This window comes from Sphingobium sp. TCM1 (assembly GCF_001650725.1).
In the GTDB taxonomy this organism is placed as follows: Bacteria; Pseudomonadota; Alphaproteobacteria; order Sphingomonadales; family Sphingomonadaceae; genus Sphingobium.
On record NZ_LXVX01000003.1, the window covers coordinates 56,134 to 74,801 of the forward strand.

Genomic DNA, 18,668 nt, shown 5'->3' on the forward strand with positions numbered 1-18,668 from the left:
GAAAAGATCATCATTCCGCCGGTGCCGGTGCCGGCGCCGGCGCCTTCGACGCAGCGCCATCCTGTTTGACTACTGCAACACGACGCCGGGGCGCTTTCGGCTTCGTGGATGGAGCGGCCTCCACGGCTGCGGCTTTCGCGACGGCCTTCTTCCTGGCTACCGGTTTTGCAGCTTCCGCCGCTGCCGGTGCGGTCGGAGCTTCCTCCACAGGGGCTGGCGGCGGGGACTTCGTCTTCGCCGGCGCCTTCTTCAACGTAGCCTTCTTCACCGACGGCTTCTTCGCGGGAGATTTCTTTACGGCGTCTTTCCTGGCCACAGGCTTTGCCTTCGCAGTGGCCGCTTCGACCTGCACGGGCGCGGCTGCCGGCTCCGGCGTCGGTTCGGGTGCAGCGGTCCCGGCCTCACCGCCCAGCTCGACAGGAGCAGTCCGGGCACGGACGCGCCGGGATTTTTTCTCAGGGACAGGCGCCGCTTCGGTCGCCGACTTAGCGCCAACACGCCTTCCAAGACCGATCTGTGCAGCGACGGCGCGTCGATGCTCCGAATAGGCCGGCGCGATCATCGGATAATCCTTGGGAAGATTATAGCGTTCGCGATATTCCGCCGGGGTCAGTCCGTTTGTCGCCAGGTGCCGCTTCAGCGTCTTGTACGGCTTGCCGTCGAGCATGCTGATGATGTGCTCACGCGAACCCAGGCTTTTGCGGATCGACACAGCCGGAACATATTCGGGCGCCGCTGGTGTCTCAACCGTGGCTTTCCGTTCCAGGGCGTCACGGGTCGCTTCGATGATCCCGGCAATATCGCCCGCCGGCACCTGATTGTTCGCGAAATAGGCGCTCAATAACTGCACCGTCATGGCGGTGAAATCGGGCTGCTCGGTGTCGGCCACGGTAAACTCCCTGAACTGGAAGGCCATGAATGGCGGTGATTGTGGAGAACAAATTGGGGCAGACAGCTAAACGGGAATGCGCCGCTCATGCAAGCGCCCTGTGCATCGCGCTCGCATGGGTCCGAAAACGGGAAGGGGAGGAAGAGGGAAAGATCAGGACCGATTGAAGGTCTTGTTTCCAGGAAAGGCGAACCATGGCCGACCGCGTATCCGCCCACATCATGATCGGGGGCATGCTTGCCCGCTCCGGATATCCCGGGTTCATCCAGGCTATCGAGAAGGATAATCCCGCTATCGATTGGGATGGCACGCCGTTCAATCCCGCAGATTTACCCATCGATACGCCCCTTGCACTGATGGATCATGACGTCGCCAATGGTCGTTTCGAAGAGATCGAAGCTGTCTGTCGCCGCCATCGTCTTCACTATGTTCGCTGGTCCGGTGGCTATCCCGGCAGCTTTCCGTCTGTTCGGGTTCTCTACCTGGGCCATGGCGAACCAAAACAGGTTCTGACAACCGAAGAGGACGAACAAGTCTTCCCCATCGAGCGCATCAGGGAACTGGGAAGCATCGGGGCGATCGAAGCGGACTATCGGCTTGCTCGCATGAACCCGCCCCCGCTGGTCCTGATCGACGACGATGCGGGCGATCCCGCTGTTTCGGAGACAGTCCTTGGCTGATCATCATGTCCAGGGATCCTTCGCTTTTACCTGCACGGCGGCCGAAAGCGCGCTGATCGAGGAGGCATGGCAGCATGCTGCCGACCTGCTGGGGGACTTCGCGCCCGGTGAACCGAGCGCAGCGTTTCTGGCCGCCTTCATGCCGACGGACCTCGCCAATCCGTTCAACGGCCTGCTCGCGATCTTCGATGATCCCGCCTTTCCCGATTTCGGCGCCGAAATCGACATCGAGGGCGGCGCAGACTGTGTCGTCTCGATCTATGGAACCACGGACTTCCAGCTAGGTCCGATCGCCGAACTGATCCGCCATTGCTGCCAGGAGAGTTTGAAGGCCAGACCGATGGGTTTCGACTGGAGCTATAGCTGCTCCCGTCCCCGTCGCGACAGCTTCGGGGGAGGATGGTGCGCGATATTCGCCGACCATGTCGAGTTCGAGACCACGCAGGAGCAACTGGCGCGACGACTGGCCAATTCCGTTACCCCGCCAATGCCGGACACGCCCGATCCATGGATCGACGACCCCGACCACCCGTCCGTCGACTGGGCAGCCGAGGTTCTGAATGGAGACACGCGTCTTGGCTATCTCGACTGGGCGCTCGCTCGCGCTGACGCAGGCGATAACGGCCACGCCCTGACTGTACCGCCGCCGGCCTGACCGGCCCACCCAGCAAATTTTCTCGAAGCACAAGGACATGATCATGACCGACGCCATCGCGCCGGGCGCACCCGCGCGCCTGTATAGCCAGACCGAACATGATGAACGCGGGAACTTCCACTATGAAGGGGACCTTTATCGTGCCGGCGAAGCGCTGCCGTCACTTGCCTCGCGGATCGAACGCCATCTGGCCGGGCATTTCGCCACAACCACCTTCGCGATCCGTACCGAGAAATTTGCCGGGGGGCGCAAGGTCATCGCGGAGATCCTCGATACCCCGAACGACCTGACTGGCCGCGACGCGCAGAACGCCTTCATCGTCGAGATACGCGATCAGATGGAACGGTTCGGATTCACGAGGACGAATCCGCTGCAAGATTTCTGGTCATGCAGTTTCTATTGCGACGTGCGCATAGGCCAGGCCTATTGGGCGGCGTTGGCAAAGCGCGAGGGTAACCGCAATCCGGTCGATACGGTGATATCGTTGGCGGCGTTCAAGAAGCGGATCAAGGCCGGGGACAAGTTGAAACTGATCGACGCGCCGGCCGGTCATCGCCTGCTTGGCACGACCCGCGAGATCACGAAGGTGCGCTCGGGCGACCTGATCCTCGAAGGACGCTCCTATCTTAGCTTTCCGCGGGCATCGGCCTTTGCCTGTGACGGCCGTCTGATCCGGATCGCCATCGGCTCGGAATATGGTCCGGATGATCATTTGCTGTACGAGTGGATTCGCCCACAGGCCGCCTGAGCAGGGCCCTATCATCCGCGCCTGCGCCTCGTACTCCGCGCGAAATCCCGGGCGCTCGCACAAAGCGCCTCGCAGAAGAACCCGCTGCAGTGGGGCTATCCGCCCACGCGGGCCCGAACCTGCCTCATCTCCGACCCGGAGGCTCCGATGCATGAGCCCTATCTCAAGGTGATGGCGGCGCTGCTGCGCCGCAGCCAGCCGCGCCACGATCTCTACACCGTTTACGGTCACTGCATGGAGGCGATGGCGCTCGCCATGGCCAACAGCGTCGATCTGCGTCAGCGCGAGCCACGCGAAGCGCGCTATCTCGACATTGTCGGCAGCTACCGGCCAGATGTGCTCGATCTGTTTCCGCGAGTTCTCGCCGAACTGGTGCGGGCTCTCGAAGCCGGCCCTGGCGATGTTCTGGGCGCCCTGTTTCACGACCTCGAGCTTCACAACAAGGCGCGAGGGCAATTCTTCACGCCCCATACGCTCAGTCGTTTCATGGCCGAGGTGACTATCGGAAATCCGGAAAGCGTAAAGGCCATCATCGGCGATCATGGCTTCGTGACCGCCATGGAGCCGGCATGCGGCGCTGGGTCGATGGTTATTGCGCTCGCCGAAGCCATGCATGATCTCGGCATAAACTATCAGCGCCATCTTCACGTCACCGCGATCGATATCGACCCGCGCGCGATCCACATGGCCTATGTCCAGCTCTCGCTGCTGCATGTGCCGGCGCATCTCATGGTCGGAAACTCCCTTTCGGGCGAGACAGCCGAGCATTGGTACACGCCGGCCCATATTCTGGGTGGATGGAACGCCCGGCTCGCCTGTCGACGACGCCATGAGCCCACTGGCGAAACGCGTCTGTATGCTGTCGAAGCGCCACCCGCCCCAGTCTCGATGCGCCAGCCGGTTCCACCGTCGCGCGAACCGCGCGCCTCGACGCCGGCCATGCCGCAACAGCTGACCCTTTTCTGATCATCCAGGATTCCGCATTACAGGAGACCGGCTTGTTCCATCATGTCCATATCACCGCGCTCAGCCGGACGCCGGCGGGGATGACAGTCATAACGCTGGCCATCTGTGGACCGCGCGGCGGCACGCGCGCCGTCGAGGATATTTCGCTCGAAGAAGCCGAGAAAATGGCGGCGCGGCTTCAGACTGCGATCAGCGCCGCGCGCGCCGGGCTCGGCACGGATCCGGCCGACGCCTTCGTCCAGGATGTCATCGCGCAGCTCGGCGACCCCGCTCTTGCTCTCGATCCCTCTTTCCGAAAATGGTGCGGCGCAAATCATGGCCTGCTCAGCGCTCGGCAAGCCGCGGAGCGCTGGTGCCGCTGGCGCGTCGCCTGAGCCCCATGGCGATCGAGAGCATCATAGGCCTGCCGCATCTGCGCGAGGGGCCGATATTGAACCGCCAGCATCGGGAGCCCCTTCGATTAAACATATACGCCTATGTGCAGAAGCGGGGAAACCTTGCCGGGGTGCTGTCTTCCAACCTCACTCTTGCAACCCATGCCAGAGAGCCGAGTAAGGCGCGCATCGCCGCATCAATTCTGCATGCGATCCGTTTCCGACCAGTTTCCCGCCTTGCATGAAGAGAACCTGGTCGGCGCCCTTTGCTGTCGCCAGGCGATGGGTGATCATGATGAGCGTCGTCGCGCCATGGGTCCTGCGCCGCAGCCTTGCGATCACATCTGCCTCGCTGCGCGGATCGAGCGCGGACGTGCTTTCATCCAGTATCAGGACCGGCACGTCGACCCCCGCCAACCGGGCAAGCTCCAGCTTCTGGATCTGGCCTCCCGACAGGCGCTCGCCCTGTTCTCCCAATTCCATATCGAAGTCGATCGATCTGCCAGGCTCGTGGAAGCGCCAGACATGAAGCAGTTCCTCGACGTCGCTGATCGGCTGGTTCGCCGGGGGATAGAGGATGTTCTCCCGCAGCGACCGGTTGAACAAGCCGATGAACTGCGGCGCATACAGTATATAGCGGTGACGCTCTCCCCAGGGGATGGTCGCCAGATCGACCCCTGCAATCTCGACTTTTCCCGAAGCAGGTGCGAGCACGCCGGCCAGAATTTGTGCAAGCGTGGATTTGCCCGAACCATTTGGGCCAACAATCGCGACGAAGCGCCCTGATGCGATGTGCAGCGAAATCCCGGTGAGAGCGGGCAGGCCATCACCATAGCTGAAGCTGAGGTTTTCGGCGGCGAGATCGGTGTCGGCAAAGCGGTCGGGCTGCCAGAGACCCCGCTCGCCATCGATATTCGTCAATGCCAGCACGTCGCGGATGTTGGCGATCGCGACGCCGGCCTGCGCCAGGATATAGCCCAGCGCGCTCAGCGGAACCGTCAGTCGAAAGGCGTAGGTTTGCAGCAGCACGAATTCGCCTGCCGTCATTCGGCCTTTGCCTACGTCGAGACCGGCCAGCATCAGCAGCGCCACAAGCCCGGCGCCGACAATGCAGAATTGCAGCGATGCCATGACGGTCAGCGAACGGTACATGCCCGCAGTGGCGCGCTGCCTGGCGCTCAATGTCCTGCCCACATAGAGGAGTTCGCGATCGAGGGCGCCGTTGAGGATAACGCGGCGGGCATTGCGGACGATGTCGCCGATCGTGCGGGACACATGCGATGCAGCCGCATTGGTCGCATCGGCATGCACACGGTGGCGTGCCGCACCCATCCAGGTCGCCCCGAGAAATCCCAGAAGCGTAAGCCCAAGGATCAGGACATAACGCGGTTCGATCAGGCTGGCGATCACCGCGAGACTGGCGACAGCCTGCAGAAACACGGGCCCCAGCCGCCAGATCAATCCTTCCATGACCAGCGTCAGGCTATAGGGCAATCGCTCCAGCATGCCGGGAACGCGTCCGCTCCGGCTGTCGCGCGCCGCGGTGATTTGAGGCAGGGCGGCGGCAAGCGCATCGGTGGCGAGTTGTCGGCCCAGTGCATCGACCATCTTGGCAGTGCAGGAGAGCCTGGCCGTTTCCAGAATGGAGCCGCCCGCCCAGCATCCCACGAACAGCAGGATGTACAACAATGTTTGCACGGGCGATCCCACTGGTCCGGCCAGCGTGTCGATCAGCAGCTTGAGCGCATAGGGCCCGGCAACACCCATAGCGATCACAAGGGCTTCCAGGGCAAAAGCCTCTATCAGGCTCCGCCTGGCGCCAAGGTCCGCCGACAGCATCAGCCGGATCAGCCGCACCAATATACCGAACGTCGTCACTGTATGGACCTCCTGGCGATCGATGGATGAGCCAGAAGGAGGATTTGGAACGCGGCCTCTATCCTAGCGTCAAATCAGGGCGTTGCGAAGCCAGGATCGCGAGACGCACGAAAGGGAAGGGAGGGGCGGGAATGTGACGGGAGACGTGGATCGTCCCGTCGTCCCTCACTCTCAAGGAGATGGTTCCCATGGCGACCCTTGCCCGCATGAACGAAGCGCCCCCCATATCCGCCCCCTATCGCATCGATGTCTCGCGCGGCCGAATGAACAGCCGCGTGTCGTCGGAATGGTTTTCACGCCCCGACGACGAGAAATATCTCTCGCTGACCAGCCTCTATGATGCTGTTCGGGGCCGCGCGGACCGGGCGACCACGCGCATCGTCGAAAGCCGCGCGATCCGGGTCGAGGCGAAAAGCGACAATCCCGAACGCCTGATGCTGATGGCGCCCGGCGACGATCGCCCCCTGGCGCCGACCAACTGGTCCTTCGGCCAGGTGGCGAGCCTTGTTGGGGCGCCGGCTTCCTATCTGCGCCAGCTTCCGGCCGCCCTTGCGGGCATCAACCTGCAGCATGGGCTCATGACCCACCGTGGGGAGCAGGTCAAACTGCTGCAGACGGACAACGGCAGAGCCGAACTGCGGGCTGCTACCGGTTCCGAATATGGTCGTATTTTCGACTGGGAACTTGTCGAGGCGGTGATGGCCTTTGCCGGTGATGGCGTCGGCGACACGCGATGGAAGGTCCCAGGCACAATCCGATGGGGTAGTATGACCTACAACCCCTATGTGGATATCACCAAGGAGACGACGACACTTTACGCCTCGGACAGAGATATTTTCCTGTTCCTCGTCGATGATACCCATCCGATCGAGGCAGGAAAGCTTCCCAATGGTGATCCGGACCTGTATTTCCGCGGCTTCTATGCCTGGAACAGCGAGGTCGGCTCGAAAACCCTCGGCATCGCGACCTTCTACTTGAGGGGCGTGTGCGCCAACCGATGCCTTTGGGGTGTCGAGAATTTCGAGGAGGTCAACATCCGCCACTCGAAATTCGCCGCCGCCCGGTTTGCCCATCAGGCGGCGCCAGCGCTCGAGCATTTTGCGAACTCTTCGCCGTCGCATTTCATCTCCGGCATCAAGGCGGCGCGCGAACGGATCGTCGCGCGCAAGGAGGAAGATCGCGAGCCTTTCCTGCGCAGGCGCGGCTTCTCGAAGGCGGAAACCACAAAGATCATCCAGACCGTGCTTGCCGAGGAAGGCCGGCCGCCTGAATCCATCTATGATTTCGTGCAGGGCATAACCGCGCTCGCCCGGACAAAGCCCCATCAGGACAGCCGCCTCGAACTGGAAACCAAGGCCCGAAAGCTCCTCGAACAGGCGCTCTGACGTCCAGCCTTCGTCCGCTTCTTCCCTTTCCAGTCCGGCATCCTGGTCCCGCGCCAGGATGCCCTTTCCCATGAAAGGATGCCCTCATGCGTCCCCACAAATCCGCCCCTCTCCAGGAGTTCACCGTCGACGTCGCCTTTTTCAGTGGGTCGGACCCTTTCGCCACCGAGACATATCGAATCCCGGCCGCGACATGGTTCAGCGCGCAGCAGCAGGCGCTGCATATGTCGGTGAACAGCGTCTACGACAATGCGCGCATTCCCGATCTGCGTCGCACCGCCACCGTCAGGCCAGCCTGACACGGGTCTGCGATCACGCCGGCCACTGCGCTGCAGCATGTGTCGCAGTGGCCGGTGCCGACCAAGGAAATCATCATGCAGGAACCCGACGATCGCATGTGGCGTGCGCTGCTCGATTTCCGCGCGCGCCATGGCAGGCGCTGGAAGGACGCGCTCAATCTCAAATGGATGAACGGCGATGACGAGCGGGAGCCAGATAGCGCATCGCTTCGTACGATCCGCAACCAGTTCGGGCCATCCTGGCTATGGGACCTGCCGAAGCTCCGCCTCGACAACGCAGGGCGCCGCCTTGCCAATCTGGAAAAGCTTCCAGACATGTGCGCCTGCCCACATCCCGAAACCGGCGAGACCATCGTCATCAAGCGCGGCGAGACCGGATATTGGCCAATGCCCTCGCTCATCGCCGTCGATGCGTTCAATGCCAGTTTCAACGCGGCGCCTGCCGCGATCGCAGCCATGCAGGCCGGCGCGATGTTCGGATGGCATGTCCAGGCAGCCGATCCCGATCACTATGACGCGACCGGCTGCAAACGTCATGACTGAAGCCCCGACAGTCTTCGATCCCGCCGATAAGAAGTGCTGGATCACGCGCGGCCGCCCTGAGCATCATGCAGAGCAGCTGGCTCGCGCATGGGCTGACTTCCCGGATCTCCCGATTGAGGCGCCAGCGCGGGACCGGATGGCCCGCATTCGTGAACGGGTCGCGGCGCTACGTCCTCTCAACGACGCCATCCAGGAGGAACGCGAACGCGAGAGGAAACGCAGGAATTTCGCCTTCATCGAGCGCCGTGCGGCCGCCGGCGCCGCCGACACGCGCGATCATGTCATCCTGCAGGCCCGGACCCGCCATGGATATGACTGGGACGAGGCCGTTCAATGTGCCGATGGCACTGTCGCGGCACTTTCAGGCTGGGAACCGCGCCGATCCTGCCGTACCCCGGGTGGCACGAACGCTGATCCTCTCGAGCGTGCCTACGCCCAGGGCTTTCGCGACGCGGGAGGCTGTTTCGACGACCCGTTCGATGCGGCAAGGCGTGCCTATGCCGCTGCGGCCGCGATGCCATGTGAAGCACGAAGCGCCCCTGGCCAGCCGGTGTCCCGGCCGCCTCCGAGCCGTTGGCCTCTTCCCACCGACGCGCCGCGCCCCACGCGATGGTCGAGGCGCCTGCTGATCGTAGGCGAGGCCACCGCGGCGGACCCTGGCCTCGACCTTCCCGCGATGCTCCAGTCCCGCCCAGGTCACCAGGCGATGACAGCCATTCTGGCCCTTCCCGGACAGGGTTTTCGCCTATGGAATAGTGTCTGCAACGCCGGAACGGCGCGTGCGCTCAGCCCATTGCCTGTCCTGCTCGCCGATATCGATCCTGATGATCTTCTGGTTGTTGCGCATGGCGCGGATCTCGACTGGATCGACCGCCACGCCGACCTGCTTCCGCTATGCCGTACCATGGAGAGAACGCGAAACTCCGTGATCCAGCAGCGCGGTCAGCTGCGCATGTGGCTCGATCGTGGGTTGGATGCCGGCGAGACCATGGCCGGCGGCCATATCTGCTGGACGAAGATCGCCCGGGGTCTCTCCGGTCGTCTTGGCGAATTCACGGCCCGCTATGCCGGTCCCGCCCGGCCGCGCGGCCACCACATCGTCGTCGAGCTCAATGAGGGCACATCCGCAACGGGCTTCATGACCCCGCAGGGCGAACCGCTCAAGCCTGAAACGATCATCTCCAACAAGGCGCATTTACGCAAACATATGGCGGCAATGCTGCGCCGCTTCGCATCAGCGGTTCCGCACTACTGACCTGTCCCGAATGAAGCGACGCCGGCTCGCATCGCGAAACTGGAAACCCATCATGACCATCCCCACGACCAGCATGGCCATCATTCAATCCAACATCGACAGGGCGGGCCAGCATATTTTCGCAATCTTCCCCGACGCCGACACGGCGGGCTTCGCCTACACGATTGGCAACGCCCGCCTTGGCCTGCCCGAACTTCTGATCATCGGCAATTTCGCGCCGATCCTGATGGCATCGGTTCTCAACGAAGTCGGTCGACGCATGCGCCAGACGGAGCAGGTGCCTGACAGGGATATCGATATCGGCGGGGCCTTCCCGATCCGGCCTCGCCTTGCCGGCGCGGCGGCGCGCAGCGCCTTCACCATCCAGGTCGAGCGCGTTCTTGGCCATGAGGAATATGCCGTCGTCCAGCTCCTGCTGCCCGATCCGATGGGCCTGTATTCGGGCGAGGCAGGATGCGATCCTCGTTACGACGTTCCCCGCCCATAATGTCCTGCCCTTGAGGAACGCGGCCATGCGCCCAAACGCGAAAGGCCCAGATATGGAGCCAGCCCAGCAAAACCGGTTGCCCCTGATCGTCAGGCAAGCCGGATATCCCGATATCATGGTGGAAACGCTCGCAGATGCATCGCGCCGCTATTGCGAACGCCGCGACCAGACCGGCCTTGGCGCCAGCACCTTCCCGGAAGCCACACTCATCCGCGAGGGCATCGTCGTCGGCCGCATCAGCTACAATGGCCGTATCTGACATCCCGTCCCTTGGCGACCGGGCGACAAACCAATGTACGACAACGCCGCCTCTCATGGCGACGGCGCCGAGGGCTTGTAACCGCTTCAGCAGATTCCGGCTCATTTTTACAGAACCTCCAGATCACCTTCACGACCGGGCCGAGGAGAGAAGGGGGAGGGGTCGTGCGTGAAACCGCGAGCAGCATTGCGCACGCATATGAAGGAAATGCCCGATGGATATGATCACCTGCAGAACCCGCATCAGCGGGCAGGCTCCGCTGTACAGCTATCGGGTCCTGGTCCCGCTGGACCAGCTTGCCGCCCACCGTCGGCATCGTGTCGTCATTCTTCATGTCCCGACACCGGCTGGACGGCTGCCCTGTACCCGGCTCGCCGACGTGCTGGCGCCAGGCCGCTGGTTCGAGCGCTATCTCGCCATGCATTGCGGCCTGGCCGCGCGGCTCAACCTTGTGTCGCGCCGTGTCGAGGCCATCATCCTGCAGGCTATTTTCCCTGAAATGACTACTCGTCTCGTTCCGCCGATGCTTCTACTCGACCATGAGCCCGGCGAGGCCCGCCATCGCATCTCCGGCATCGATCTCAATGCTGCCTTCGATAGCCTCGCGCCCAGGATCGAAACGCTGACAGCCACCGATCTTGGCCTTTGTGGCAACAATCACCGCCGCGCAGCCTGAAGCAGGATTGAGCCCATGACCCGCTATGCCCCCTTCCATCTCGAAATCGCCGCCTGCCTGTGGGAGGCGGTCCTGGCCTTGCGTGACCGGCCTGCCGCCGATCCCGATGCGCTCGAACGTGCCCTGGCGATCCGCAGGACGTTCGACAGGCTTGGGGCAGAGACCCTGCGTCCCATCATACTCAGCTGGACCGCTACCATCGAACGGGCATGGCAGCAGCTTGATGACGATTGCCCCTTCGGTCTCGACTGGGCCTATATCGGCCGATGGCTGGCCGAAAGCGTCGACTGGTCCTCGCCACATCACCCGGTCCTGCATTCCGATGCGGCCGGACAGGATGCTGCACAGGCTTGGGTAACGAGCATTGGGAAAGAGCCATCGTCGGGACCGACAGATATTGGCGGCCGCGGGGATCATCTCGCCCTGCTGGCGCGGGCACGCTCGGCCATCGAATATCCCGAGAACCTCGCAAACCATGCGCGCAGCGAACTGATCGCGGCAATCCGCGGCGCCGAGGACCACATCGAACGATCGCCCTTGCCCTGGCCGGTCCAGCTTCATGCCGCCGCTATCGAGCACCGCTACGGCACCAATATCCATGCCGCGATCGATGAGGCCACGCTGGACGCGGAAATCGCCGCCTGGTGCCGGGAGTGGTGGAAAGAAACTGGCGACGAGCGCGATCCCGCCACGCTGGACGATGAGACCGTGATCGCCGTCTATTTCGACGGGCACCCATCGGACGGATGGGCCAAAGACCTACTGCAGGTCATGCCGCCGCTTCTCCATACAAGCTTCGCTTCGAAATCTGGGGAAACGGGACGCTATTGCGTGCTCTCAACCGCGCATCTGACGGTCCAGACCGCCGGCCTTCTCGACGGCTGGGCATCCTGGCCACCGACCGAGCGGCCGATCGACATCGCCGCCTCCGTCTACGGCTGGTTCATTCCCACCCGTTCGCTCGACAAAGAGCGCCAGGCGCAACTGCCGGCAGACCTGCTGCGCCTGATGGCGTTCGGTCGCAGCCGGGGCTTCCAGTTCCTGCTCCTCGATTGCGACGGTGACCGCTCGGATGATCTGCCGGTCCACGACTGGTGATCCCATAGTCGAAAGGAATCCCGATGATTGGAACGCTTGAGCACGCTACTGCACCCTGCCGTTCGGACAGCGCACGCACCCCGCCGACACTAGCGGCCCTGCCGCTGGAATCGGGCAAGCTTTATCTTCGGCTCTATCATGGCCGCGCCACGGCCGGCGAGCATATGGAGGACTGGGGCAGCGATGGCCCCGTGATCGGACCGCTGGCGTCGATCCATGTGACTTACATGAGCCAACTGCAATTCGCCGCGGCGCCGGACGTGATGGAACGCTTTTTCCCTGAGACCATGGCACAGTGGCGCGCCGACGGCGTCAGCAACGCTCACGGACCCCTTTGCGACTGGCAATTCAACGTGATCGACGATCTCATCGAATATGGCGGCATGCTATATGGGGATTGGTCGACTTTCCTCGCCGACGATCAGGCCGCTCGCTAGCCTATCCTGCCCTTGCCCCATGGGGGCCGCCGGCCCCGCGCTCCAGCAACGGCAGCAGCATGACCTGGAGGGCCTCTTCGGCGCGCTCCCGTCTTGTCACATCGCTCGAGGCCAGATCCTTTCTCATCCAGTCGGGCAATCGCCGCAGAAGGTCGCGCAATTTTACATCGTTTGAATGGCTCATCGCCCTCTCTTTGCAGGAGGGGCATCCTGGCGGCAACCGTCTTGCCCGCCTCGCATCTGCAAACCGGGGATGAAAGGGGGAGGGGGGCGGCGCAAGAGAGGCGGACAGAGGGTCCGTCGCCGAGACCGGAGATGATCATGCCTCTTCCCGCCACCATTCAGACCGCCGTCAGCCAGGACGCGATCCGCCGCGCATCGCGTCTCTTCTCGGGTGACAGCCGGGATTGCCTCCTCGAAATGTGCCAGAATGCGAGGCGCGCCGGCGCCACGCGAATCGCCATCGATCTCAGCCAGCAGGATGGTCGCTCCTTCCTGCACATCCGGGACGATGGTTGCGGCATTGACGATCCGGCTGCCCTGCTGCTGTTGGGACATTCGGGCTGGGACCATGACATCGCGCGATCCGAAGATCCCGCCGGCATGGGCATGTTCAGCCTTGCCGGTCGCACCGTCGACATCCAGTCCTTCTCACCATCGGCTGGCACGGCATGGAAAGTGCGCATCCCGGCGCAGGCATGGGACAGCGGCACACCGCTGGCGCTTGAACAAGGCACTATTGGCTGGGGCACGCTGATCTCAATCGAAATGCCCGATGACTGGCAGTTGGGTTTGAATAGCATTGTCGCGGATGTCGCGCTCCACTTTCCCCTGCCGATAACGATGAACGGAGTGTTGCAGCCGCGAGAGGATTTTCTGCGGGAAGCTCTGTTCGTCAAGGAAGCGTGTGGATGCCGTATTGGCGTCTATAATCTGGACCCAGACTGGCAACATGGCCGCCGCATCAACTTTCACGGTTTGCGTGTCAAATGCACCTTGCCCACAATTGGCGAGGTCAAGGACAGTTTCGACCACTGGGCCGTCCGAATCGATATTGTCGACGCGCCCGATATCCATTTGCTATTGCCTGCCCGCAAGGAGGTCATCGAAAGCACAGCGCTGCGGGCCCTTCGCGACGCTGCAGAGCGCGCCATCTACAAAGCCACCGGGAGCAAGGCAGATCATCGTCTCGCGTTTGCCAATTGGCAACGGGCAGGCGACCTTGGCGTGGCACTGCCTGAGGCGCGCTCCGGACTTTCAACGTGGCGCCCGGAAACTGCCGATGATTGCCATGGACGCGCTAGCGCAACGATGGCTCCCGAGGGCGCCATGCTGATTGTTCCCACGCTGGAGTCCGACATCGCGCAGGCTCTGGCGCTCGCTCAGGACAGGACGCCCCTACGGGACTTTCAACTGGTCGAAGCAGAAAGCCCCCTGCAAGGCTACGCCTGGTATGACGCACTGCCGATCATTGAGCAGATATCCTTTCGCATTCACCGTGATGGCGCAGAATATCGCTATGATGACGAGACCTACCTTCCCGCTGATATGGCTTCAGGCATCAGCGACAGGATCGTCGTAGAACTGATTGTCGCCCAAGTTGGGCACGAGGGTGCATCGCGAAGTGTCCATGCCGTCGAAATCCCGGCTCTTGTGTGCCGTAACGGCGGCTGGGATATGGAGGAGGCGCTCATCTTCGCGACGCAGGACGGTGGCATCAAACCCGCTCGGCTAGGCCGCATGATCTATGCGAGCCTCTTCTGTTCGGTTGACGACAGCGACTGTGACAGTTGGGAAACCCAATCCCGCGCCTTCGAGCGCGATGCGCAGCACGAAGCGACCCGGATCCTTCTTGGAGACGATGCCGCTATCCTTGAAGCCATCAATATGAGCGCGTGGGATCATCTGGTCTGGTTGATCCCGCAGGATCGCAAGGTCGTCATCCACGCGGAGCGTGGCGGCATCACCGTCGACTTCATGTCGAACTGAACCACCGCCGGGAGTGCCCGGCTCTCCCGCTATTCCTATCCACCACCTGTAAAGGAGACCGGCCATGCGCCGCTTCCCCGTCTGCGCCTGTTCGACGGCACATCTCCCCCTTGCCGAGCGCGACACCATTGAAGGTCTGATCCGCAACGCGCCCCGAAAAGGTGGCCGCATCATGGTCGATCATCCGCTCTTGTCCATCGAGCCACATCAATATGGCTTCTGGATCCATCTTGGCCTGCTCGATGACTGGCCCGAGCGTCCCGACGAACTTTCCCCCGAGATTTGGGCGCTGCTGACCCACGCCCGCAAGACCGGCGCCAACTGGATCGGCTTCGACCGCGACGAACCGCCTTGCGAGCGATTTCCGGTGTTTCCCGAAATAACGGAAGTCGCGCCAAAGGAATCCGGCGATCCTGCCGCACCGGTGGCCACCGCGAACCGTGTGGCCGGGAAGACCACCGTTCGATGCGCCTCTTGCGGCAGCGCTGATGTGATGCGCGACGCCTGGGCCTGCTGGGACGATGACACCCAGGACTGGGTGCTCGGCTCGGTGTTCGACGCAGCCTTTTGCGAGACCTGCGAGAACGACACGACACTGGTCGTGAATACACTTGAAATCACGGAGATCGCAGCATGATCCTGCCATCGGGCCCCACTGACCATCCTGTCACCCATGTCGCGCTCAGCAGCCTCGAACGCTCAGGCTTGCAGGTCGCTCTTTTCGATCCGGCAGCCGTTGCATCGATCCGGGGCGGGGCGCGGCTCAACCTGATCGATGCTGACGACAGCGGCACGCTCAAACATGTCGTCGCACTGGACGATTATCCCGATGCGCTCTGGCGCGCAGTGGCGCCCACGCTTGTCGACGCTCCGGCTCCCACATCTGCACCGGTCACTCTGGCCAATCTCTACGCGTCCCGCGCCGTTCCCGATCCGCAACAGCGTGCCTGCTTCATCGCGCTGACACCCGTCGAACCGGAAGCGGCGCTCGAGGCCGACTATCCTGATGCGCTGGACCGGCGCGACGCCATCGGCGCGCGCATCCATTGCATGCATCAGTTGCGCTGGCTCAACGATATCGTCGCCTTCCTGCCACCCGGCACGCTGTCGCAAAGCGGATGGCAGGCTGCCGCACAGCAGATCGACCAGCCGGAAGGCCCTTGCTGGGCGCCTGAGCTCCTGCTGCGCCGCCGCTCGCTGTTCCACGATCCGAAACTGGACCGCGCGGCTGCACTGATCCGGGAAATCGAGGCTTCGCTCTGGATAGCATGCGATGCGCCTTTCGGCGCCGGGCAGGATTTCGACGCCTATCGAGCCGGCCTGTTCAGCCAGGTGATGGCCGACGCCTGCGCGCTGGGAATCCTCCACGATGACGACGATCGCCAGTTCGCTGTCGTGACCGATGCCCTGGAAGCGGCCGGTCATGACTGGCGCAATGCTGGACCCATCATTCTTCCGGCAGCGATCGCCGCCTGAATTCCCCCGCCACATTCAACGCGAACGACCGCCTTTGGCGGCCGGTGAAGGAGTATGCTCGATGAACATTCCCATCAGCAATTTCACACGCGACGCCCGCGTCCCGCTCGGCCATTGCTCGACCGGCCCCCTGGAACTGGATCTCGGCAAACTGATGTCGGGCCGCTGTCTCATCCAGGGATCATCGGGCGCGGGCAAAAGCCAGACCCTTCGCCGGATCATCGAGGAAGCCTTCGACTATCTCACGACCATCATCGTAGACCCGGAGGGAGAGTTCGCCAATCTCGCCGCGCATATCGGCGCCACGACGGTTGTCGCACGCGATTATGCCAATGACGGTCTTACCGCCCTTGCGCTGCGCACGCGCCAGCACCGCATTGCGCTGCACCTTGATCTCGCCGATCTTGAGCCCGATCACCGCATCGAGAAGGCCGCCGCCTTTTTCGCAGGACTCCTCTCCGCCCAACGCGAACATTGGGCGCACACGGTGCTGGTTTGCATCGACGAAGCGCATCTTCTCGCACCGCATATGGCAGCGTCCGCACGCGATGCCGAAACGCGCCGCCTGGGTGTCGCCACGCTGACCGATATGTGTGCACGGGGGCGCAAGCGCGGCATCGGCACGATCATTGCCACGCAGCGCCTCGCGAAACTCGCCAGTTCGGTGGTCTCGGAACTGCATAATCATCTGATCGGCCTCAACGTCTTCGACCGCGATGTGGCGCGTGCCGCCGACCTGCTCGGGTTCGGAAGCGATCAGGCAGCGTTGCTGCGCCTGCTTCCACCTGGTGAGTTCTTCGCCTTCGGTCCCGCGCTGGCCGCCACGCCTGTGCTCGCCAAAATTGATCCGACGATCACACCGCATATCGGCCGCACGCCTGATCTGGTGGCCGCAGCCGACCTCGGCCCGGACGAGAGCCGCACTCTGCTCGACCTTGAAAATCTGCGCGAGGTCGCGCCGGCCAGGACCAGCCATGCCGCGATGCGGGGGCAGCGTGCGCTCGACGCCTTTCTGCTCGACCCTGCCGCTCCCGCTGCCGCGCGCATTGTTGGGGCCTTGGGCAACATAGCGCCCAATGCCACCACGGCCGACGATCTTGCGCGCCATCTCGCGCTGCCCGCAAACGATGTGGACGCCGGGCTCGATTTGCTCGCTGCCATCGGCGCGTCCGACACGATGCCGCGGGGGGATACGCGTATTGCGCGTCTGTCGGCCCGGTTGCGCCTGCGCGTCGTCGATACACCCGTCGTCGGCCTGGTCTGAGAGGTGCGCACCATGACCCGGAACAGCTTCGATCTCGACGCCGATATCGTCGAACTGACACCCTTTGTCCCCGAAGCGGAAACCGTTCCAACCGCGCCGCTCTCCGAACTGGCTTTCCGCGCGGACGCATGGCTCCCCGATGAGACGAGCCGCCTGCGCGCCGCCTTTGCCGAAGATCGCACGATCGACGAGATCGCCGCCATGCTCGGCAGGCCCCGGGCCGGTGTCGCCACGCGTATCCATGACCTCGGCCTGCGCCGCAACTCCCGGCGATCATGGAGCGACTGGGACGACGAGGAAATGGCACGCTGCTACGCACACGTCCCGACGGCAACACTGGCTGCCCGGCTCGGCCGGGGCGTGAGCGCCCTCTATGCCCGCGCACGTTTGCTGGGCCTGTCCGAGCCAGGGTCTCCTCCCTATAGTGGATGGGAAGATGCGCAACTTCGCGCCGGCTACCAACAGGGCGTTCCGGTCGCGCAGATTTCCAGCCTCATCGGGCGGCCGCTCAGCGGTGTCATCGCGCGCGCATCGGTGCTGGGCCTGCGTCATGCCTGCCAGCCGGACGACTGGAGCGACGCGGAAATGACGCGTGCGCTCACACTCGCCGCTACAGGTGCGCGATATATGGCCATTGCCCGGATGTTGGTCGAAGAAGGTTTTCCCGAGCGCAACAGCCGCAGCCTGGGGCAACGCCTGCGCCTGCTCGGCTATGGACGGGGCTGGGGACGTGCGTGGATCGCGGAAGAGGATGATCTCCTGCGCCATGCCTATGCGACAGGCGCGAGTCTCACGCCGCTGCGGGAAAGGCTGGGCCGTTCGTCCCATTCCATCCGATGGCGCGCCGAAGCGCTGAAGTTGCGCGGCACCCATGTCCGCCGTGACGGATTTCGGCAGGGGCCGGTCTGGACCGCTGAGGATGAAGCGCGTCTGCGCGCCGATTATGGCAAAATCCCGACGCGCGAGATCGCCAAGGCATTGGGGCGCGGGCTTCGCGCCGTGCTCTACCGCGCCAACTATCTGGGCCTCGTCCACGGGTTCATGCGCCCGTTCAGCAGCGATGAAGACCGGGCTATCCGCAGCGCCTGGACCCATGGCGTCTCGATGGTCGATGTCGCAGAGGCGCTCGGCCGCGATCCGGCGGTGATCGGCAAGCATGCGGCGCGCATCGGCTACCGGTTCAATGATCCGGCAAGGCCATGCCGGGGACCGCGAACGCGCCGGGCAAGCCGCGCGCCAGTGACGCTGGAAAGTCTCCTCGCTCTCGATCCACCCGATCTGCCGATTGCGGCCTGATCGATTTCCATTCC

The 18,668-nt window shown here is 63.3% G+C and carries 22 protein-coding genes; 19 read left to right on the plus strand and 3 right to left on the minus strand.

The genetic code is table 11. From position 1 onward, the window contains the following. Nucleotides 1-10: 10 nt before the first annotated feature. The gene (locus A7Q26_RS03065; protein ID WP_084438963.1) at nt 11-916 is read right to left on the minus strand and encodes a MucR family transcriptional regulator; all 906 of its coding nucleotides are present in this window, start codon (nt 914-916) and stop codon (nt 11-13) included. Between the two features lie 167 nt (nt 917-1,083). Here A7Q26_RS03065 and A7Q26_RS03070 point away from each other — a divergent pair, with 167 nt between their 5' ends. From A7Q26_RS03070 to A7Q26_RS03090, 5 genes are all read left to right on the plus strand, one after another. Next, entirely contained in the window at nt 1,084-1,569 is a 486-nt protein-coding gene (locus A7Q26_RS03070) for a hypothetical protein (RefSeq protein WP_066856456.1), read from the plus strand. Next, on the plus strand, nt 1,562-2,224 hold the full coding sequence (locus A7Q26_RS03075) for a hypothetical protein (RefSeq protein WP_066856459.1): 663 nt from the start codon (nt 1,562-1,564) through the stop codon (nt 2,222-2,224). The genes A7Q26_RS03070 and A7Q26_RS03075 overlap by 8 nt, the downstream gene beginning before the upstream one ends. 43 nt (nt 2,225-2,267) lie before the next feature. Continuing rightward, nucleotides 2,268-2,972 (plus strand): hypothetical protein, encoded by a 705-nt coding sequence (locus tag A7Q26_RS03080; protein WP_066856727.1) that lies wholly within the window; start codon nt 2,268-2,270, stop codon nt 2,970-2,972. 171 nt (nt 2,973-3,143) lie between these two features. Further along, a complete protein-coding gene (locus A7Q26_RS03085; RefSeq protein ID WP_232313654.1) occupies nt 3,144-3,938 on the plus strand; it encodes an N-6 DNA methylase in 795 nt (264 codons plus the stop codon). A gap of 32 nt (nt 3,939-3,970) precedes the next feature. After that, entirely contained in the window at nt 3,971-4,312 is a 342-nt protein-coding gene (locus A7Q26_RS03090; protein ID WP_066856465.1) for a hypothetical protein, read from the plus strand. A 147-nt stretch (nt 4,313-4,459) separates the two neighbouring features. Here the strand turns inward: A7Q26_RS03090 and A7Q26_RS03095 are convergent, their stop codons facing one another. Further along, the gene (locus tag A7Q26_RS03095; protein WP_084438964.1) at nt 4,460-6,190 is read right to left on the minus strand and encodes an ABC transporter ATP-binding protein; all 1,731 of its coding nucleotides are present in this window, start codon (nt 6,188-6,190) and stop codon (nt 4,460-4,462) included. Between the two features lie 188 nt (nt 6,191-6,378). Here A7Q26_RS03095 and A7Q26_RS03100 point away from each other — a divergent pair, with 188 nt between their 5' ends. The 9 genes from A7Q26_RS03100 to A7Q26_RS03140 all read left to right on the plus strand — a co-directional run bounded on the left by A7Q26_RS03100 (nt 6,379) and on the right by A7Q26_RS03140 (nt 12,629). Next, nucleotides 6,379-7,575 carry a DUF932 domain-containing protein gene (locus A7Q26_RS03100; RefSeq protein ID WP_066856468.1) on the plus strand — a complete coding sequence of 399 codons (1,197 nt, stop codon included), beginning with the start codon at nt 6,379-6,381 and terminating at the stop codon, nt 7,573-7,575. Nucleotides 7,576-7,661: 86 nt separating this feature from the next. Then, nucleotides 7,662-7,874, plus strand: a complete 213-nt coding sequence (locus A7Q26_RS03105; RefSeq protein ID WP_066856471.1) for a hypothetical protein — start codon at nt 7,662-7,664, stop codon at nt 7,872-7,874. Nucleotides 7,875-7,949: 75 nt separating this feature from the next. Then, on the plus strand, nt 7,950-8,417 hold the full coding sequence (locus tag A7Q26_RS24435) for a hypothetical protein (protein ID WP_198162817.1): 468 nt from the start codon (nt 7,950-7,952) through the stop codon (nt 8,415-8,417). Then, the gene (locus A7Q26_RS03115) at nt 8,410-9,672 is read left to right on the plus strand and encodes a hypothetical protein (RefSeq protein WP_066856473.1); all 1,263 of its coding nucleotides are present in this window, start codon (nt 8,410-8,412) and stop codon (nt 9,670-9,672) included. Before A7Q26_RS24435 ends, A7Q26_RS03115 begins: the two co-directional genes overlap by 8 nt. Before the next feature lie 52 nt (nt 9,673-9,724). Then, nucleotides 9,725-10,159 (plus strand): DUF4262 domain-containing protein, encoded by a 435-nt coding sequence (locus tag A7Q26_RS03120; protein WP_066856475.1) that lies wholly within the window; start codon nt 9,725-9,727, stop codon nt 10,157-10,159. Nucleotides 10,160-10,211: 52 nt separating this feature from the next. After that, nucleotides 10,212-10,418 (plus strand): hypothetical protein, encoded by a 207-nt coding sequence (locus tag A7Q26_RS03125; protein WP_198162818.1) that lies wholly within the window; start codon nt 10,212-10,214, stop codon nt 10,416-10,418. A gap of 214 nt (nt 10,419-10,632) precedes the next feature. Then, nucleotides 10,633-11,094: a hypothetical protein gene (locus tag A7Q26_RS03130; protein WP_066856479.1), complete on the plus strand. Its 462-nt coding sequence runs from the start codon at nt 10,633-10,635 to the stop codon at nt 11,092-11,094. A 15-nt stretch (nt 11,095-11,109) separates the two neighbouring features. Continuing rightward, nucleotides 11,110-12,192, plus strand: coding sequence for a DUF5983 family protein (locus tag A7Q26_RS03135; protein WP_066856482.1), 1,083 nt, complete (start codon nt 11,110-11,112; stop codon nt 12,190-12,192). 23 nt (nt 12,193-12,215) lie between these two features. After that, nucleotides 12,216-12,629 carry a hypothetical protein gene (locus A7Q26_RS03140; RefSeq protein WP_066856485.1) on the plus strand — a complete coding sequence of 138 codons (414 nt, stop codon included), beginning with the start codon at nt 12,216-12,218 and terminating at the stop codon, nt 12,627-12,629. A 1-nt stretch (nt 12,630) separates the two neighbouring features. Here the strand turns inward: A7Q26_RS03140 and A7Q26_RS25485 are convergent, their stop codons facing one another. Beyond that, nucleotides 12,631-12,813, minus strand: coding sequence for a hypothetical protein (locus A7Q26_RS25485; protein WP_084438966.1), 183 nt, complete (start codon nt 12,811-12,813; stop codon nt 12,631-12,633). Nucleotides 12,814-12,950: 137 nt separating this feature from the next. Between A7Q26_RS25485 and A7Q26_RS03145 the strand changes: the two genes are divergently transcribed. The 5 genes from A7Q26_RS03145 (at nt 12,951) to A7Q26_RS03165 (ending at nt 18,654) form a co-directional block, all read left to right on the plus strand. Then, the gene (locus A7Q26_RS03145) at nt 12,951-14,618 is read left to right on the plus strand and encodes an ATP-binding protein (RefSeq protein ID WP_066856736.1); all 1,668 of its coding nucleotides are present in this window, start codon (nt 12,951-12,953) and stop codon (nt 14,616-14,618) included. 64 nt (nt 14,619-14,682) lie between these two features. Next, the gene (locus tag A7Q26_RS03150) at nt 14,683-15,255 is read left to right on the plus strand and encodes a DUF5983 family protein (RefSeq protein WP_066856489.1); all 573 of its coding nucleotides are present in this window, start codon (nt 14,683-14,685) and stop codon (nt 15,253-15,255) included. After that, nucleotides 15,252-16,094, plus strand: coding sequence for a hypothetical protein (locus A7Q26_RS03155; protein WP_066856492.1), 843 nt, complete (start codon nt 15,252-15,254; stop codon nt 16,092-16,094). The genes A7Q26_RS03150 and A7Q26_RS03155 overlap by 4 nt, the downstream gene beginning before the upstream one ends. 61 nt (nt 16,095-16,155) lie before the next feature. Then, nucleotides 16,156-17,358 carry an ATP-binding protein gene (locus A7Q26_RS03160; protein WP_066856496.1) on the plus strand — a complete coding sequence of 401 codons (1,203 nt, stop codon included), beginning with the start codon at nt 16,156-16,158 and terminating at the stop codon, nt 17,356-17,358. 12 nt (nt 17,359-17,370) lie between these two features. After that, nucleotides 17,371-18,654 (plus strand): hypothetical protein, encoded by a 1,284-nt coding sequence (locus A7Q26_RS03165; RefSeq protein ID WP_066856498.1) that lies wholly within the window; start codon nt 17,371-17,373, stop codon nt 18,652-18,654. Nucleotides 18,655-18,668: the final 14 nt, after the last annotated feature.

Bases quoted from the DNA above. Each gene is read 5' to 3' on its own strand.
- A7Q26_RS03145 (WP_066856736.1), top strand. From the start codon at position 12,951: ATGCCTCTTCCCGCCACCATTCAGACCGCCGTCAGCCAGGACGCGATC.
- A7Q26_RS03070 (WP_066856456.1), top strand. From the start codon at position 1,084: ATGGCCGACCGCGTATCCGCCCACATCATGATCGGGGGCATGCTTGCC.
- A7Q26_RS03120 (WP_066856475.1), top strand. From the start codon at position 9,725: ATGACCATCCCCACGACCAGCATGGCCATCATTCAATCCAACATCGAC.
- A7Q26_RS03100 (WP_066856468.1), top strand. From the start codon at position 6,379: ATGGCGACCCTTGCCCGCATGAACGAAGCGCCCCCCATATCCGCCCCC.
- A7Q26_RS03140 (WP_066856485.1), top strand. From the start codon at position 12,216: ATGATTGGAACGCTTGAGCACGCTACTGCACCCTGCCGTTCGGACAGC.
- A7Q26_RS03065 (WP_084438963.1), bottom strand. From the start codon at position 916: ATGGCCTTCCAGTTCAGGGAGTTTACCGTGGCCGACACCGAGCAGCCC.
- A7Q26_RS03080 (WP_066856727.1), top strand. From the start codon at position 2,268: ATGACCGACGCCATCGCGCCGGGCGCACCCGCGCGCCTGTATAGCCAG.
- A7Q26_RS03105 (WP_066856471.1), top strand. From the start codon at position 7,662: ATGCGTCCCCACAAATCCGCCCCTCTCCAGGAGTTCACCGTCGACGTC.
- A7Q26_RS03130 (WP_066856479.1), top strand. From the start codon at position 10,633: ATGGATATGATCACCTGCAGAACCCGCATCAGCGGGCAGGCTCCGCTG.
- A7Q26_RS03160 (WP_066856496.1), top strand. From the start codon at position 16,156: ATGAACATTCCCATCAGCAATTTCACACGCGACGCCCGCGTCCCGCTC.
- A7Q26_RS03150 (WP_066856489.1), top strand. From the start codon at position 14,683: ATGCGCCGCTTCCCCGTCTGCGCCTGTTCGACGGCACATCTCCCCCTT.
- A7Q26_RS25485 (WP_084438966.1), bottom strand. From the start codon at position 12,813: ATGAGCCATTCAAACGATGTAAAATTGCGCGACCTTCTGCGGCGATTG.
- A7Q26_RS03125 (WP_198162818.1), top strand. From the start codon at position 10,212: ATGGAGCCAGCCCAGCAAAACCGGTTGCCCCTGATCGTCAGGCAAGCC.
- A7Q26_RS03115 (WP_066856473.1), top strand. From the start codon at position 8,410: ATGACTGAAGCCCCGACAGTCTTCGATCCCGCCGATAAGAAGTGCTGG.
- A7Q26_RS03085 (WP_232313654.1), top strand. From the start codon at position 3,144: ATGGCGGCGCTGCTGCGCCGCAGCCAGCCGCGCCACGATCTCTACACC.
- A7Q26_RS24435 (WP_198162817.1), top strand. From the start codon at position 7,950: ATGCAGGAACCCGACGATCGCATGTGGCGTGCGCTGCTCGATTTCCGC.
- A7Q26_RS03155 (WP_066856492.1), top strand. From the start codon at position 15,252: ATGATCCTGCCATCGGGCCCCACTGACCATCCTGTCACCCATGTCGCG.
- A7Q26_RS03165 (WP_066856498.1), top strand. From the start codon at position 17,371: ATGACCCGGAACAGCTTCGATCTCGACGCCGATATCGTCGAACTGACA.
- A7Q26_RS03135 (WP_066856482.1), top strand. From the start codon at position 11,110: ATGACCCGCTATGCCCCCTTCCATCTCGAAATCGCCGCCTGCCTGTGG.